The organism is Gudongella sp. DL1XJH-153, from assembly GCF_049310905.1.
Lineage (GTDB): Bacteria > Bacillota > Clostridia > Tissierellales > Tissierellaceae > Gudongella.
Genome location: NZ_JBMEMN010000006.1, coordinates 65,341 through 82,650, shown reverse-complemented (window position 1 = coordinate 82,650; position 17,310 = coordinate 65,341). Strand labels below are relative to the sequence as shown.

Genomic DNA, 17,310 nt, shown 5'->3' with positions numbered 1-17,310 from the left:
ATGGCAAAAAAATAATAAAAAGCCGATAATTTCAAGGCTTTCAAGGGTTATATCTTTATTAAACTGTCAAACTCCCGGAGATATAAGAAATAATATAGATTTTTATTGACAAATAATTTCTGAAGGTATATACTATCAAATAAGTTAATACACTACAGTGAAGGGAAGAGTAGTGCAGGAGTTTAGTTGAAGCGATTCAGGGGAGGTGAGAGCCTGATACGAAAACTTGCATGAAGAACATCCTTGAGTATCTGATCGAAAGACCATGTCAAGTAGACTCAGACGGTATAGCCCGTTATAAGCTATGACGTATCGATTAATTTCTGTACGGAATAAGAGAGCATATTGCTAATTTAGGTGGTACCGCGAAAGTAACCTTTCGTCCTTTACATAAGGACGAAAGGTTTTTTTATTTAAAAAAATATAAGGGAGTGATAAGAATGATGATGGTAAATGGTTTTACAGCTAGAGAAGCACAAGTTGGAATCAAGCATATCAAGGATTTTTTTGAGAGGAGACTGGCGGATAATCTTAATCTTACTCGAGTATCTGCACCATTGTTTGTAGAGCCAGAAACTGGTCTGAATGATAATCTCTCCGGAACCGAAAAAGCGGTATCCTTTCAAATGAGAAAGTACAAACAAGATCTTGAGATAGTACAATCTTTGGCAAAATGGAAAAGAATGGCACTCAAGTGGTACGAATTTGGGGTTGGCGAAGGTCTATATACTGATATGAATGCAATCAGACCTGATGAATTTGTAGACAACATCCACTCAATTTATGTTGACCAGTGGGATTGGGAGAAGGTCATACGTAAGGAAGACAGAAATCTGGAATACCTCAAGGAAGTAGTTAGTGCAATTTATGGAGCTTTTAAGGAGACTGAGAAGTTTATAAATGAAAAGTATCCAATAAGATTGTATAAAAAGTTACCTGATGAAATTACTTTTATTAGTACACAAGAGCTTGAGGACAGATGGCCTGATGCAACTCCGAAGGAAAGAGAACACCGTATAACTGAAGAATATGGAGCTGTTTTCATATACAGAATCGGCGGCTCTCTTGAGTCTGGGAAACCTCATGATTTAAGAGCTCCTGATTATGATGATTGGGAACTTAACGGCGATATCTTATTTTGGAATCCAGCTTTGGAAGAATCAATAGAACTATCCAGTATGGGTATCAGGGTTGATCAAAAATCATTGGAAAAACAGATTAAGCTTGCGGCTGCAGAAGATCGAATGTCTTTGGATTATCACAAAAAGCTTATGGCTGGAGAACTTCCTTATACCATTGGAGGGGGAATTGGTCAGTCAAGAATATGCATGTATTTCCTGCAGGCTAAACACATAGGACAAGTTCAGGCATCAGTATGGACCAGAGAGGAACTTATGAGATGCGAGGATGAAGGAATCTTCCTATTATAGAATAAAGCCACGAATATTTTAAATAGCAGTTTAAAGAGCTTCCTAATGAGGCTAGATCTAGCCTCATTAGCTTTATTAAGATTTTGTAACAAATCAATCCAATTTTATTAAACAATTATAAGCTAATTTATAGTATAATAGAAAATACCGCTATTCATATTTGAAGTGGAAAGTTCTTAAGGAGGGATGCTATAGATGGCTTTATCTAATGACACATTTTATGATCTTTATGAAGGGTTAAAGCATAATTTTTTATTCAAAAATGATCTAAATAGCATACATATCCTTTTGAATTTGTACGATATTGAAGACAACATCAGAAATATTTTCCCCAAGTACGTATCAATAAAATACTTGAGAAATCATATTTCTAGAATCTTGAAAAATAGACGTGGAAATCAATTGATAGCAATGAATCTTGGAGAACTTATTCATGAAGACATCAACAGGCTAGAACTTCTTTTATATCTTGAAGGATACAAAGGTGGATTTATAAACATTAAAGAAGCCAATAGACTTGAGGACATAACTGTAAAAACATATTCTATAAATGAGTTGTATTATCAGAAGTACTTATTTCATTTTGATACCTTCACTGAGCCTGTTCAGGAGCTTCGTGATGAGATATTTGAAAATCTCGAGAGAGATGAGGATTCAAGTAATAACTTGCATAATCTTATTGGTAGATATTGTGAGAAAGTCATACGGAATAAAATATTCAGTCTTAATAGATATCTGGATAAGCAATTGACTATTGATTACGAATCGTCATCCGCCAATATAACTGAAGATGAAACACTATTGACAATGGATGATTTATCCAATGTATACAATGAAGTAATAAAGATTGTATCAAGAAATGGAATGAGATTATTTAAGGACGCATACTGGAATGGATTGAATGACAGAGTGCTGAAAAGATATCGATAAGAGCAATTATTGTTATTGAATAATAGTACTACCCTCTGACATGTTTATTAGTCAGAGGGTTTTAAATTACAGTTTAGTTTTACAGGCTATGTATGATACAATAGATGAAGGATAAAATGTTGGAAGAGGTGTATTATGGTAATTTTGGGAGTAGATCCTGGAATAGCTACAGTTGGTTATGGTGTGGTTGAATACATTGGGAATAAATGCAATGTTATCGACTACGGAGCCATAGTGACTCCATCTGATCAGCTGTTTCCTGACAGATTAAAGGCAGTGTATAATCAGCTTACTGATATAATAATCAGATATAAGCCTGATGATCTTGCAATTGAGGAATTATTCTTTAATAAAAATGTTAAAACTGCAATAAAAGTAGGACATGCTAGAGGTGTTCAAATACTGGCTGCGGTTAACTATGACCTTGAGATTTACGAGTATACTCCACTACAGGTAAAACAGGCTGTCGTTGGGTATGGAAGAGCTGAAAAGAGACAGGTTCAGGAAATGGTCAAGATTCTTTTGAACTTAGATAAAATTCCAAAACCTGATGATGTTGCGGATGCATTAGCTGTAGCTATTTGTCATGGGAGTTCCCTTAGATTTAAAGAATCATTTAAAATGAGATAAGTAGGTGTAAAAATGATCGATTACATAATTGGAAGAATTAATTATATTGGTGAAGAATATTTCCTTCTGGAGAATCAGGGAATGGGATATCGAATAAATTCATCTACAAATACTCTAATCCAACTTGGCAGAGGGGATGGAGAACAGCACATATTTACAAATCTTATAGTCAGAGAAGATTCAATTAGTCTTTATGGTTTTATAAGTGAAGATGAAATGAATATGTTTAAGCTTCTTCTTAATGTTTCCAAAATTGGACCAAAAGTTGCGTGTGGTATTTTATCGACATTGAGGCCTTCTCAGATTCAAAAAGCGATACTGTTAAAAGATATAGGCACGCTTTGCAAAGGACCTGGTGTAGGTAGAAAGACTGCTGAAAGGATTGTTCTCGAATTAAAGGATAAGGTCAAAGGAAGCTTTGTAGATGAAGAATCATTTGATGAAATAATGGAACCAATGGATAATGAAGCAGTTGAGGCATTGATGGTTCTGGGTTATAGTAGATATGAAGCTCAAAGGGTATTCCAAGGAACAGATATTTCTGGATTGAGTGTTGAGGATATGATTAAACTCGGTTTGAGAAAGTTATCAAGACAATGAAGCAAATTGTTGTTCCAATAATTTAAATTTTGTATAAGGAGATCTATATATGGGTGAGGAAAGAGATAGAATAGTTGCCAGGAAGATGAATATGGATGATTCTGACAATGAATCAACATTAAGGCCAAAGTGGCTGAGTGAGTATATTGGACAGGACAAAGCGAAACAAAAGCTTGATATCTTCATTCAGGCTGCCAGGGGTAGAAGTGAATCACTCGATCACGTTCTATTGTATGGTCCTCCAGGATTGGGTAAAACAACTCTTGCCAACATTATTGCAAATGAGATGGGTGTAAATATCCGAGTTACTTCAGGACCTGCCATTGAAAGGGCTGGAGACCTTGCAAGTATCCTTACAAATCTGTCAGATGACGATGTACTGTTTATTGATGAAATTCATCGTATTAACAGAACTGTTGAGGAGGTATTATATCCTGCCATGGAGGATTTTGCACTTGATATAATAATTGGGAAAGGACCTTCAGCTAGGTCTGTAAGGCTCGATTTATCAAAGTTCACTTTGATTGGGGCTACAACGAGAGCGGGCCTGTTAACATCACCTCTTAGAGATAGATTTGGGGTAATGTTAAACCTGGATCTCTACAACCCTGATAATCTAACTGAGATTGTGACAAGATCTGCCAGGATACTAAATATTGAAATTGATCCGATGGGAGCATATGAGATTGCAACAAGGTCAAGAGGCACACCAAGGATTGCCAATAGACTCTTAAAAAGAGTAAGGGATTATGCTCAAGTTGTTGAGAAAGGTATAATAACTGAAGAAATTGCAAAAAAAGGGTTAATGATTCTTGAAGTAGATAAACTTGGCCTAGATGCTGTTGATAGAAAACTCATACTAACATTGATTGAAAATTTCAAAGGAGGTCCAGTTGGAGTAGATACACTTGCTGCTGCAACAGGTGAAGAGAGAGTTACGATTGAAGATGTTTATGAGCCGTATCTCCTACAGATGGGTTTTATCAACAGAACACCAAGAGGAAGAATGGTTACTGAAAAAGCATATAGACACTTTAATATTCCTCTTCCTACAGAGGAATAAATAAACATAAGGCTGGTGGATGATATGAAGAAGAAACTATTGATTCTTATAGTGCTAATAATGGTTGTTTTTCCAGAAAATTCTTATGGGAGAATAGATCAAGAAGTAGATTTCATTGATGTCAAAATTGGAAAGACATATTCTTCTCTTGAAAGAGTGAAAATATCCTCTGCCAATGGTATTGCAATTTATCAAAAAAATGATAAGGAAGATGCATTGATGGAGCTTCCTGGTGATACGATGTATATCAGCCTCAGTCTCGGTAAGTTTGATGATATAGACGTATACGATGATTCCAACACATATGTAACAACTCTACCTGCAAACGGTACAGTCTTGTTTGCTGGGGATATTGATGATAATGAGCACCTAATGATAGCAAACGGGAAAAAATACAGAGGATATATAGCATTTATTGGAGATAGAAACGGATTGAATGTAATAAACCACCTGGATATTGAAAGTTATCTTTATGGAGTAGTTCCTAAGGAAATTCCAGCGATGAGTGGTCAAGAGGCTCTTAAAGCTCAAGCAGTCGCTGCAAGGAGTTATGCTTATTCAACAATGACAAAACATGCCATTGAAGGCTTTAACGTTTGTGATACAACTCACTGTCAGGTTTATGGTGGTTATGAATCTGAACACATAAACACCAATAAAGCAGTGGATGATACAAATGCTCTTGTGGCAGTCTACAATGGGAATATAGCAAGTACAGTTTTTCACTCTTCATCAGGTGGTCATACTGAAAGTAGTGAAAATGTATGGGGAGGCAAGGTTCCTTACTTGATAGGGAAAAATGATCCATATTCGTTAAATAGTATCAACAGCAATTGGAAAGTAGAAATGGATGTTGATTTGCTAAGTGAAAAATTAATTTCTGGAGGTATTGATATAGGAGGAATTAATAGTATTGATATATCTGATAAAACTGAATCCGGAAGGATAATTCAACTGGTTTTTAATGGGTCAAGCGGAGATGCTGAAATTTCAGGAGAAAGATTTAGAAGTCTACTAGGAACCACTAATATTAAAAGCACTCTTTTCTCCATTGAAGCTATGTCAACTGAAGTAGAAACAACTGACAACTCCATACTCTATGTTGCATCTAGTAGACGAATACAAACTCTTGAGTCAGAGAAAGGAAGCATAAGCATAATCTATGCTGATGGAAGAATTAGAAGTAGTGAAAGTGATACTATAAGTGTAATAGGTGACAAAGGTTTAGTGTCATACAAAGCTCCGGAGGTTATTGACATATCAAGAGGTAGTGTTGTAATATCTGGAAGGGGTTATGGACATGGAATCGGAATGAGTCAATATGGTGCCATAGAAATGGCAAAAGAGGGTTATGATTTTGAAGAAATTTTGCAATATTATTATACAGGGATAGAAATTATAAAATATTAAATTAAGGAAGTTGAATATGAAGACAAATGATTTCAATTATGAACTTCCAGAGGAGCTTATAGCACAACATCCACTGGAAGAGAGAACTAGCTCCAGACTGCTGGTACTGGATAAGACCTACAAGAAAATAAACCATGGAAAATTTGTTGATATTCTTGAACACATGAATCCAGGGGATGGTATAGTATTAAACGATTCAAGGGTATTGCCTGCACGGTTATTCGGTAACAGACCTGGCAAGGAAGAAAGTTTGGAGGTCCTTCTTTTGAAAAGGACTGAAAAAAATATTTGGGAGTGTTTGGTAAGACCAGGAAAAAAAATGAAGGCCGGAGGAAAAATTGAATTCGGTGAAGGAATTCTTAAGGGTACTGTATTAAAAATTGGTGAAGATGGAACAAGATTTATAGATTTCACCTTTAAAGGTATATTTGAAGAAATTCTGGATAAATTGGGAGAAATGCCTTTACCTCCCTATATCACAGAAAAACTCGAGGATGGAGAAAGATACCAGACAGTGTATTCAAAGAATCCAGGATCAGCTGCAGCTCCAACTGCAGGACTACACTTTGACAATGAATTATTGGGAAGAATTCAGGAAAAGGGTATTGAAATAGTATATTTAACTCTGCATGTAGGTCTTGGTACATTTAGACCTGTTAAGGTTGAAGATATTAATGATCACATTATGCACTCAGAGTATTATCAATTAAGTGAAGAGGCCGCAGAAACCATTAACAGAATAAAGCAAACCGGTGGGAAAATAATTTCAGTAGGCACCACATCCACAAGAACCTTGGAAACTATTGCCGATGAAAATGGTATTGTAAGTGGTGGCTCAGGATGGACAGATATTTTCATTTATCCAGGTTATAGATTTAAACTAGTGGACGGATTGATCACTAACTTTCATCTGCCTGAATCAACACTAATGATGCTTGTAAGCGCATTTGCTTCAAAAGATCTCATTATGGAGGCATATCAGGAGGCAATTAATAATAGATACAGATTCTTCAGCTTTGGAGACTCAATGTTTATAAAATGATCAGGAGGAAAAAATGACAATTAAGTATGAACTAATAAAAAAGTCAACTGAGACTAATGCGAGGTTAGGAAAAATAACAACTCCTCATGGAGAGATAGATACACCAATATTTATGCCGGTGGGAACAAGGGCAACAGTTAAGACCATGACTCCGGAAGAAGTGAAGGACCTGGGTGCGCAAATAATTCTTTCCAATACTTATCATCTATATTTAAAGCCTGGTCACGAGCTTATAGAAGAAGCAGGTGGTCTTCACAGGTTCATGAACTGGAATGGACCAATATTAACAGACAGTGGAGGATTCCAGGTTTTTAGTCTAGGAGACTTGAGAAAAATCAGAGAAGAAGGTGTGGAGTTCCGATCGCATATTGATGGTTCAAAACATTTTATCAGTCCTGAAAAAGCAATAGAAATTCAAAATGCCCTGGGATCTGATATTATGATGTGTTTCGATGAATGCGTTTCTTATCCTGCTGACTACGAGTACACAAAACAATCTATGGAAAGAACAACCAGATGGGCACAAAGATGTAAAGACCATCATAAGGACTGGGATAAGCAGGGTCTTTTTGGTATTGTTCAAGGAGGAATGTATAGAGATTTAAGGGAGCAAAGTGTTCAGGACTTGCTGGCAATGGATTTCAGCGGATATGCAATTGGTGGATTGAGCGTCGGTGAACCTATGGAAACAATGTGCGAAGTCTTGGATTATACAACGCCACTACTTCCTGAGGACAAACCGAGGTATCTTATGGGAGTGGGAACTCCTGATTATCTGTTTGAAGCTGTTATAAGGGGAGTTGATATGGCAGACTGTGTTTTGCCTACCAGAATAGCGAGAAATGGAACTGCAATGACAACTCAAGGAAAGATTGTAATAAGGAATGCAAAATATTCAAAGGATTTCTCAAAACTGGATCCTGATTGTGACTGCTATACATGCAAAAACTATTCAAGAGCTTATATTAGGCATTTATTTAATGTAGATGAAATTTTAGCTTTGAGACTTACAACAATACACAATCTTCGATTTTTGATTAGGACAATGGAAAATATAAGGGAAGCCATAAAAAACGACAATTTACTTGAATATAAGGATGAATTTTATAAAAATTATGGATATTCAGAAGATTAAGGGGTGATTTTTTCGCCATTTAATGTATAATAATAGATAAGAAAAGGAGTGATTTTTTAATGGAGCAACTTCAAGCGTTTATTCTTCCAATTGGACTTTTGGTAATATTTTATTTCTTTGCCATCAGACCACAGAAGAAAAAAGAAAAAGAAATCAAGGAAATGAGAAGTGGTCTAAGAGTAGGTGACGAAGTAGTAACAATTGGTGGTATTTACGGAAAAATAGTAAAAGCCAAGGATGATTCGCTTACATTGGAGTCAGGTTCAGCCAAGACAAAGCTGGAAGTAACAAGATGGGCAGTTGGTTCTGTACTTAATGGCAGCGGAGACAGAAACAACTCTACAGATGAGAAAGCTGAATAATCAAAGAATCAAACTTCCTTTTACGGGAAGTTTTTCTTTTGTTTTGATATTCTAAAAATTACTTTATAATGCCAATTGCTTGTGGTATAATTGTTCCATCAAAACCTGTTGACCAGGGATAGGAGGAAGAAAATGAAATACATAAAGACATTGACAAAGAGCAGACTTAAGGATACTCTTTCCTATGCCGGTTGTGGTGAGTGTCAAACATCTTGCCAATCAGCATGCAAAACATCCTGTACAGTCGGAAATCAGAAGTGCGAAAATAAGTAGCATAATGAAGAGTGGTGGATTATCCACTGCTTTTTATTTGAGAAAAACGAGGAGGAAACTAGGTTGAATCGAAACTTGATACATAAATTTTATCTTAATGGGAAATATATGGTATTGGATGTAAATAGCGGGTCAGTGCATTTAGTTGAAAAGTTGGCATACGATTTACTGGATTTTTACGGAGAACTTGGATTGAAGGACATTACTACTAATTTAAAAGAATTTTATGATGAAGAAGAGATTAAAGAAGCATTTAGTGAAATAGAGATACTTGTAGATGATGGGATGCTTTTTTCAGATGATGAAGATATGTCTGATCTTAAGTACAATGATGATAATATAGTCAAGGCAATGTGTTTGCACATAGCCCATGATTGTAATCTTAAATGCGAGTATTGCTTTGCTTCACAGGGTAATTTCAAAGGGGAAAGATCAATGATGAGTCTTGAAACCGGAAAGAAATCGCTTTTATATTTAGCGAAGAATTCAGGAAACCGAAGAAATCTGGAAGTTGATTTCTTTGGAGGAGAACCTTTGATGAATTTCCAGATAGTTAAGCAACTAGTTGATTATGGACGTAGTATTGAAAATGAATATAACAAGAACTTTAGATTCACTATTACAACCAATGGCGTACTGCTGGATGATGAAAAAATTAACTACATAAATGAGAATATGGATAATGTAGTACTTAGTCTGGATGGAAGAAAAGATGTGAATGATACAATGAGACTTACCTTGAGCGGGGATGGCAGCTATGATGTGATTCTTCCAAAGATTAAAAAGATGGTGGAGAAAAGAGGAGAAAAAGATTATTATGTAAGGGGTACCTTTACAAGTAAAAATCTTGATTTCGGAAAGGATGCTCTTAGTTTTCATAAAGAAGGTTTTAAGAAAGTATCAATTGAACCGGTTGTAGCTCCAGAAGAAATGGACTACGCAATAAGAGAAGAACACTTGGCAACGATTCTAAAAGAATATGAGAATTTTTCAAAGGAATATATAAAGCTGACACATGATGATAAGGATTTTATGTTCTTTCACTTCATGATAGATTTAAATCAAGGACCATGTGCAGTAAAGAGAGCAGTTGGTTGTGGTGCAGGTAGTGAATACCTTGCTGTTACTCCAGAAGGAGACCTTTATCCTTGTCATCAATTTGTTGGAGAAAAAGAATTCCTACTAGGTACATTGGATAAAGGAATTGAGAATGAAGAGCTAAGAGATAGATTCAAAGCAGCAAATGTATATAACAAGGAAGAATGCAGAAATTGCTGGGCTCGATTCTATTGTAGTGGTGGATGTCATGCAAATGCACATTATGCTCATGGTGATATAATGAGGCCATATGAAATTGGATGTGAGATGGAGAAGAAAAGAATAGAATGTGCACTTTCTATTCTTGCAAATCAGGAGGATTAGGAGGCAGGGAATGAAATCGAGAAGTATAGTCATATTGATTGTTATAGTAGCAATAGTATCAGGACTTGCGTTCTCTGCAATATATGGAGTGAACGTTGGTGGTACACAATATAAGAATGCCAAGGAATCAATTGAACTTGGTCTTGACCTTGCAGGAGGAGTGTATGTCGTACTGGAGGCTAAAACAGATGCAACAGGAGAAGAACTCCAAAAAATGATGGAGGAAACCAAAGCAATTATTGGTCTTAGAGTTGATGGACTTGGCGTTTCTGAACCAAATATTGCTATTGAAGACGAAGATAGAATAAGAATTGAACTTGCTGGTTTAAGTGACCCTCAGGAGGCAATTGAATTAATTGGAAAAACTGCTTTATTGGAATTTAAAACGCCATCTGGGGAAACTGTAATTACAGGTAAGCACATTAGGAATGCAGGAGTAATAATGAATCCATCGCAATTTGGTGGAGAAGAACCTGTAGTAAATCTGGAATTCAACCAAGAAGGAGTTGAATTGTTTAGGACGGCAACAGCTGCACTTGCTGCTGAAGAGAATGATATGGACAAGATACTGTATATCGTTCTTGACGGTACTGTTATATCAAGCCCTATAGTTGATGAAGCAATTAATGATGGAAGGGCAATAATAACTGGAGGATTTACCATAGAAACTGCTGGCAACCTAGCCACACTTATTAGTGCCGGGGCTTTGCCTGTGGAGATGATTGAAATGCAGACTTCTGTAATCGGGCCAACTCTTGGATTGGAGGCATATGAAAGAAGCATAATGGCAGCAGGAATTGCTTTATTGCTTATATTTGCATTTATGATATCGGTTTATAGAGTGCCAGGTGCAGTGGCCTCGCTTGCTTTGATTGTATATGTGCTTTTAGTGGCAGGAGGCATGATGGGTGTAGGCGTAAAACTTACCTTACCTGGAATAGCTGGTCTTGTATTATCAATAGGTATGGCAGTGGATGCCAATATTCTGATATTCGAAAGAATCAGGGAAGAGATAGGCGTGGGTAAAAGTATACGTGTATCAATAGATTCTGGTTTTAAAAGAGCATTGACTTCAATTCTCGATGCAAATATCACTACACTTATTGCTGGTCTAGTGCTATACAATTTTGGAACTGGTCCAATTAAAGGTTTTGGGGTAACTCTGATTATTGGTATTGGAGCATCAATGATAACTGCTTTGTTTTTCACCAAGTATGTTCTGAGACTGGTAGCTCACATAACAGGTGGCAAGAACGTTAAGCTATATGGCGCATAGGAGGAAAAAGATGAATATAATTAAGAATAGAAAATACTCATATATTGTTTCCCTAGCCATAATATTAGCTGGCTTGATAATGTTTTTTATCAATGGTTTAAACTATGGCATAGATTTTACAGGCGGTACAATGATACAGCTTAATATTGGATCATTTGTAGAGGTAAATGATGCAAGAACTATTATGGATGAATTCGATGATAAAGCTAGTATTATCCATGCAGGATCCAATAAGGAAGAGCTAATAATAAGAAGCTCTCTTGATTTGGAAAATAATGAGATATCAGAAATAGTAAATGGTTTTGTTAATCAATTTCAAATGGATCCAGAGAATTATCAGGCACAGAAATTTGGAGCATTCATGGGAAGGGAAATCAGAGATAGAGCAATCATGTCCGTAGGTATTGCTGCACTGCTTATGCTCGCATATATAAGCATAAGGTTCCAATTTAAATTTGGACTTGCTGCAATAGCTGCCTTGATACACGATATACTAATTGCCTTGTCAATTTATTCCATACTAAGACTTCCAGTTAATAGTTCTTTTATTGCTGCCATGTTGACAATCGTTGGTTACTCTATTAACGATACTATAGTAATATTTGATAGAATAAGGGAAGAATTGAAAAACAATGGTAGAAAAACATTGGAAGAAACAATCAATGGTAGTGTAAAATTGTCATTAAGAAGAACAATCAATACTACAATTACAACAATAATTGCGGTTGGAGCATTATATGTATTAGGAGTTGAGGATGTAAAAGTACTTGCACTGCCGCTTTTATTGGGTATGCTGTCAGGGACTTATTCTTCATTATTCATTGCAACTCCTGTATGGTTCAGCTTAAAAAAGGGTAAAACTATATAGAAAGACTAAACTGGGGGGATGGAAATGCAAAAGAGTTTTATATTTATATTGGTGTTGGCCATTATCATTGGTATTTTTGCTTTAAGTAATGGGGATGTAGTAGAAATAGATTTTGTTTTTGCAAGGGTAATGCTATCACAGGCTATTGTGATTTTCATCTCAGTTTTACTTGGAGCTGCGGTTGCTACGTCGTTCGGTGTTTTAAGGGAAATGAAACTTAAGAAGCAGATAAAAGAGCTTAGAAATAGTGTCGAAACTCAAAAGTCAGAAAATCAGTTGCTTTTGAAAAGAGTAGAGGAAAAAGAGGAGCAGTTAAAACTGCTTTATGGAAGAAACGATGAATCATTGTCTGAATCGGAAGTGGAGAATGATTTTTCTGGAAATTGAAGCTGTTAAGTGGTAGAATTTAGATAATATTATCTAAATTCTATTTTTTTATTGGAGTGATTTTTTGGAAAAATGGTTTATTAAGAACAATCCTGGAGATATCTCCAGGATTGTGTCAGAGAATAAAATTTCAAAGCCTTTAGCAAAGCTTTTAATAAACAGGGGATTAACAGAACAAAATGAGATTGATGCTTTTCTTAATCCCGACATAGAAAAGCTGCATGATCCTTTGCTTATGCATGATATGGATGCAGCTGGAAGACTTATCATGCATAAAATCGAAACCGGTAAAAAGATCCTTATAGTAGGAGATTTTGATGTTGATGGAATAATGTCAACCTATGTACTTTTCAGTGTGTTGAGTCAAGTAGGTGCGGATGTTGATTTTACGATTCCTGATAGGATACAGGACGGTTATGGAATAAACAATCATATTGTACTCAAAGCAAAGGCAGCGTCAGTTGATACAATAATCACTTGCGATAACGGAATAGCTGCTTTTGAAGCAATAAAGACAGGTAAGAAAATGGGTATGACTATGATAATAACAGATCATCACGACATACCTTACATTGAAAAGGACGGAAAACAAGTAAGCATTTTACCTGAAGCAGATTGTGTTCTAAACCCCAAAAAACATAGTTGTCAATACCCATACAAAAATTTGTGTGGAGCTGGTGTTGCATTTAAACTTGCAGATCATCTTATAAGGATATCAAAATTGAAAGTTGATATTAAAAATTTATTGGAAATGGTTGCAATTGCAACCATTTGCGATGTAGTTGATTTAGTGGGAGAAAATAGAATTCTGGTCAAGGAAGGTTTGGAAAGGCTAAATAATACTTCTAATTTAGGATTGAAAGCCTTAATAAACGAGTCTGGACTTGAAGACAAGGCAATCACTGTATACCATGTTGGGTTTGTTATCGGTCCAAGCTTAAATGCTTCTGGAAGACTTGATAGTGCATTGCTTGGTTTGCAGCTGCTGCTATCAAAAGATGAGTATGAAGCCAACGAAATAGCTATAAAACTCAGGAAGCTAAATGATCAAAGGAAAAGTCTTACAGAAATTGGTACAATAGAAGTTGGGAAAATGATTGAAGAAAAGTATATTAATGATAAAGTGCTAGTTGCATATGCTCCAGAAACACACGAAAGTGTTGCAGGAATAATTGCAGGTAGGATAAAAGAAAAGTATAATAGACCTACGATAGTGCTCACAAGAGCTAAAGAAGGCGTTAAGGGCTCTGGAAGGTCAATAGACGCATATAACATGTTTGAGGAACTATCAAGGTGTAGAACGCTTCTAGGAAGGTTTGGGGGGCACCCAATGGCTGCGGGCCTTTCTCTAAAGAAAGAAAACATTGATAGATTAAGAGAATGTCTAAATAACAACACAAATTTAGAGGATGAAGACCTTGTAAAAAGGGTATATATAGATATGGCTATGCCGCTTGAGAATATTAGTTATGAATTTATAGATGACATTGGTAGGTTGGAACCTTTTGGAAAAGGCAATCCCAAACCTACATTTGGGCTAAAGGGATTGAATCTCTCAAAAGCCATAATTCTGGGAACTAGAAGAAATGTTGTAAAAATTGATTTCGACAATCCTTCACCAGGGAAAATTGAAGCGATCATGTTTTGCGATGGAGATAAGTGGATAGAAGAAGTAGATTATTATTATGGTTTAGAAGAAAGAAAAAGGCTTACTTCAGGAATTGCCAATAGTGTGACGATGGATATAATCTTTAATCCTGCAATAAATGAGTATATGGGAAGAGCAAGCATACAAATTGTCATAAACAACTATCGTTTTGATAGATCCAGACCAAGAGGGTGAGACTATGTTAGAAAAATTGCTGATGAGAATTGAACAATACAATCCGCAGGCAGATATGGAACTAATAATTAAAGCATATAACTTTGCTGAGTCTGCCCATGAAGGACAGGTTAGAAATTCAGGTGAGAAGTATTTTGTGCATCCTGTACATGTGGCCATGCTACTAGCAGATCTTAGCATGGATACACCAACTGTAATTGCAGGGTTACTTCATGATGTCATCGAAGATACTAATGTTGGATATGATAAAATCAAGGAAGAATTTGGCGAAGAAGTTGCTGATATGGTGGATGGAGTAACAAAATTGAAAAAGCTTCATTATAAGACCAAACAGGAAAATCAAGCGGAAAATCTCCGTAAAATGGTTGTTGCCATGGCTAAGGATATTCGTGTGATTATTGTTAAACTCGCTGACAGACTCCACAATATGAGAACTCTTGAATACATGACAGACGAGAAGAAAAAAGAAAAAGCAATCGAGACTCTTGAAATTTATGCACCTATAGCTCACAGACTTGGTATTTCTAAAATCAAATGGGAACTTGAAGATTTATCTTTACGATATCTTGACCCGGAAAATTACTATGATCTTGTTGACAAGGTCTCAAAAAGGAGACTTGAAAGAGAAACATATATAGATGAAATAATAAATGTACTTCATCAAAAACTTGGAGAAATGGGTATCAAGGCTGACATCAACGGGAGACCAAAAAATTTTTACAGCATATATAAAAAGATGATGTACCAGGGAAAGGCATTTGAACAGATATATGACTTAACAGCAGTAAGGATTTTAGTTGATAATATTAAGGATTGTTACGGTGCACTTGGTATCGTCCATACTTTATGGAAACCATTGCCAGGAAGATTCAAGGATTATGTCGCCATGCCTAAGCCTAATATGTACCAATCACTTCATACAACAGTTATGGGGAATAAAGGCGAAATTTTCGAAGTGCAGATTAGAACCTACGAAATGCACAGAACTGCAGAATATGGTATTGCGGCACATTGGAAATACAAAGAAGGCAATCCAAAAACAGATAATTTTGATGAAAAGCTTACCTGGTTGAGACAACTTATGGAGTGGCAGAGTGATCTAAGTGATCCAAAAGAGTTTATGGAAGCTCTTAAGATAGATTTCTTCACCGATGAAGTTTTTGTATTTACGCCTAAAGGCGATGTCATAAACTTACCTGAAGGTTCAACTCCTATAGATTTTGCATATAGAGTGCATACGGATGTAGGGAATAAATGTGTTGGAGCAAAAGTGGACAACCGTATAGTACCTTTGAATCATAAATTGAGAAATGGTAGTATAGTTGAGGTAATTACAAGTTCAAACAGTAACGGACCAAGTAGGGACTGGTTGAAGATTGTTAAGAGCAACCAGGCGAAGACTAAAATCAAGCAATATTTCAAACTCAAGGAAAGAGATAAGAATGTTTCAAAGGGTAAGGAGTATCTTGAAAAGGAAATAAAACGTCTTGGCTATAAACCTTCTGACATACTCAAAGAAGAATGGCTAAAGAATATTGCAACCAAGGTAAGTATTAATTCGATTGATGATTTGTATGCATCTATTGGTTATGGCAGTATTACCTTGAATCAGGTTATCAATAAACTGAAAGAGATTTATAGTGATCATTTTAAACCTGAGGAAAAAGACATTATTGAAAGTAGCATTCAAAAATCAGCCAGAAAATCAAAGCCAAAGCATACTCAAGGAATCAAGGTCAAAGGGATTGACAATATAAAGGTAAGATTCTCAAAATGTTGTAATCCAGTGCCTGGTGATGATATCGTAGGATTTATTACAAGAGGAAGGGGAGTCTCTATACACAGAACTGACTGCCCTAACATTAAATCTGATCTTACTGAAGAAGAAAGATTAATTGAAGTTTCCTGGGATTTCGAGAAGAAAGCTTCCTATAATGCAGAAATTCAAGTAAGAGCAGCAGACCGACCAGGATTGTTGGCGGAAATTGCACTTAAGATAAACGATGCCGATATAGGTCTGGTTTCACTAAATGCAAGAACCAATAAAGATAAATCAGTAATGATAACTATGATTCTTGAAATACATGATAAGGAACAATTAACTGATTTAATGAAGAAAGTTAGGAAAATCGGTAATGTATTCGACGTTTACAGAGTCACAGCATAAAGGAGGTAAATGAATGAGGGCAGTTGTTCAGAGAATTACAACCGGCAAGGTTATTGTGGAGAATGAGGTTGTAGGTGAAATAGGAAAAGGACTTTTGGTGTATCTCGGGGTAGGTGAGGATGACACAGAAGCTGACCTTGACTATATAGTAAACAAAGTTGCAGGGCTTAGAATCTTTGAAGATGAAAATGAAAAGATGAACCTATCAGTTCAGGATGTTGAAGGAGATATACTTGCCATATCACAATTTACACTTTACGGGGATGCTAGAAAGGGTAAACGACCAAGCTTTACAGATGCAGCTTCACCACAAGTTGGAGACCAGCTTTATAGAAAATTTATTGATAGAACTACAAAAATGGGGATAAAAACTCAGTCAGGGGTTTTTGGTGCACATATGATGGTTGAGTATGTAAATGATGGTCCAGTTACAATTCTTTTAGACAGTACCAAGTTATTTTAAGGGAGGAAT

The 17,310-nt window shown here is 36.0% G+C and carries 17 protein-coding genes and 1 other annotated feature; all 17 genes read left to right on the top strand.

Going from position 1 to position 17,310, the window contains the following annotated elements; all coding sequences use genetic code 11:
• The first annotated feature begins 148 nt into the window (after positions 1-148).
• Positions 149-390 (top strand) — a binding site (T-box leader).
• Between the two features lie 50 nt (positions 391-440).
• The 17 genes from asnA (at position 441) to dtd (ending at position 17,301) form a co-directional block, all read left to right on the top strand.
• A complete protein-coding gene (gene asnA / locus ACOEN1_RS04430; RefSeq protein ID WP_422485257.1) occupies positions 441-1,430 on the top strand; it encodes an aspartate--ammonia ligase in 990 nt (329 codons plus the stop codon).
• A 195-nt stretch (positions 1,431-1,625) separates the two neighbouring features.
• A complete protein-coding gene (locus ACOEN1_RS04425) occupies positions 1,626-2,360 on the top strand; it encodes a hypothetical protein (RefSeq protein WP_422485255.1) in 735 nt (244 codons plus the stop codon).
• A 135-nt stretch (positions 2,361-2,495) separates the two neighbouring features.
• Complete coding sequence (gene ruvC / locus ACOEN1_RS04420; protein ID WP_422485254.1) at positions 2,496-2,990, top strand: crossover junction endodeoxyribonuclease RuvC; 495 nt, start codon at positions 2,496-2,498, stop codon at positions 2,988-2,990.
• A 12-nt stretch (positions 2,991-3,002) separates the two neighbouring features.
• Positions 3,003-3,590 carry a Holliday junction branch migration protein RuvA gene (gene ruvA, locus ACOEN1_RS04415; RefSeq protein ID WP_422485253.1) on the top strand — a complete coding sequence of 196 codons (588 nt, stop codon included), beginning with the start codon at positions 3,003-3,005 and terminating at the stop codon, positions 3,588-3,590.
• A 49-nt stretch (positions 3,591-3,639) separates the two neighbouring features.
• Positions 3,640-4,653: a Holliday junction branch migration DNA helicase RuvB gene (gene ruvB / locus ACOEN1_RS04410; RefSeq protein ID WP_422485251.1), complete on the top strand. Its 1,014-nt coding sequence runs from the start codon at positions 3,640-3,642 to the stop codon at positions 4,651-4,653.
• A 24-nt stretch (positions 4,654-4,677) separates the two neighbouring features.
• On the top strand, positions 4,678-6,063 hold the full coding sequence (locus ACOEN1_RS04405) for a SpoIID/LytB domain-containing protein (protein WP_422485249.1): 1,386 nt from the start codon (positions 4,678-4,680) through the stop codon (positions 6,061-6,063).
• A 16-nt stretch (positions 6,064-6,079) separates the two neighbouring features.
• Positions 6,080-7,105, top strand: a complete 1,026-nt coding sequence (gene queA, locus ACOEN1_RS04400; RefSeq protein ID WP_422485247.1) for a tRNA preQ1(34) S-adenosylmethionine ribosyltransferase-isomerase QueA — start codon at positions 6,080-6,082, stop codon at positions 7,103-7,105.
• Between the two features lie 13 nt (positions 7,106-7,118).
• Entirely contained in the window at positions 7,119-8,240 is a 1,122-nt protein-coding gene (tgt, locus tag ACOEN1_RS04395) for a tRNA guanosine(34) transglycosylase Tgt (protein ID WP_422485245.1), read from the top strand.
• Between the two features lie 59 nt (positions 8,241-8,299).
• Positions 8,300-8,602 (top strand): preprotein translocase subunit YajC, encoded by a 303-nt coding sequence (gene yajC / locus ACOEN1_RS04390; protein WP_422485244.1) that lies wholly within the window; start codon positions 8,300-8,302, stop codon positions 8,600-8,602.
• A gap of 132 nt (positions 8,603-8,734) precedes the next feature.
• Positions 8,735-8,875, top strand: a complete 141-nt coding sequence (gene scfA / locus ACOEN1_RS04385; RefSeq protein ID WP_409227393.1) for a six-cysteine ranthipeptide SCIFF — start codon at positions 8,735-8,737, stop codon at positions 8,873-8,875.
• 108 nt (positions 8,876-8,983) lie between these two features.
• Positions 8,984-10,297 carry a thioether cross-link-forming SCIFF peptide maturase gene (scfB, locus tag ACOEN1_RS04380; protein WP_422485261.1) on the top strand — a complete coding sequence of 438 codons (1,314 nt, stop codon included), beginning with the start codon at positions 8,984-8,986 and terminating at the stop codon, positions 10,295-10,297.
• A 10-nt stretch (positions 10,298-10,307) separates the two neighbouring features.
• A complete protein-coding gene (gene secD / locus ACOEN1_RS04375; protein ID WP_422485243.1) occupies positions 10,308-11,573 on the top strand; it encodes a protein translocase subunit SecD in 1,266 nt (421 codons plus the stop codon).
• Between the two features lie 10 nt (positions 11,574-11,583).
• Positions 11,584-12,441, top strand: coding sequence for a protein translocase subunit SecF (gene secF / locus ACOEN1_RS04370; protein ID WP_422485241.1), 858 nt, complete (start codon positions 11,584-11,586; stop codon positions 12,439-12,441).
• A 24-nt stretch (positions 12,442-12,465) separates the two neighbouring features.
• Positions 12,466-12,828 carry a LapA family protein gene (locus ACOEN1_RS04365; protein WP_422485239.1) on the top strand — a complete coding sequence of 121 codons (363 nt, stop codon included), beginning with the start codon at positions 12,466-12,468 and terminating at the stop codon, positions 12,826-12,828.
• Between the two features lie 64 nt (positions 12,829-12,892).
• The gene (gene recJ, locus ACOEN1_RS04360; protein ID WP_422485237.1) at positions 12,893-14,671 is read left to right on the top strand and encodes a single-stranded-DNA-specific exonuclease RecJ; all 1,779 of its coding nucleotides are present in this window, start codon (positions 12,893-12,895) and stop codon (positions 14,669-14,671) included.
• 4 nt (positions 14,672-14,675) lie between these two features.
• Positions 14,676-16,838, top strand: a complete 2,163-nt coding sequence (locus tag ACOEN1_RS04355) for a RelA/SpoT family protein (RefSeq protein ID WP_422485236.1) — start codon at positions 14,676-14,678, stop codon at positions 16,836-16,838.
• Positions 16,839-16,851: 13 nt separating this feature from the next.
• Positions 16,852-17,301: a D-aminoacyl-tRNA deacylase gene (gene dtd / locus ACOEN1_RS04350; protein WP_422485234.1), complete on the top strand. Its 450-nt coding sequence runs from the start codon at positions 16,852-16,854 to the stop codon at positions 17,299-17,301.
• The last annotated feature ends 9 nt before the right edge of the window (positions 17,302-17,310 follow it).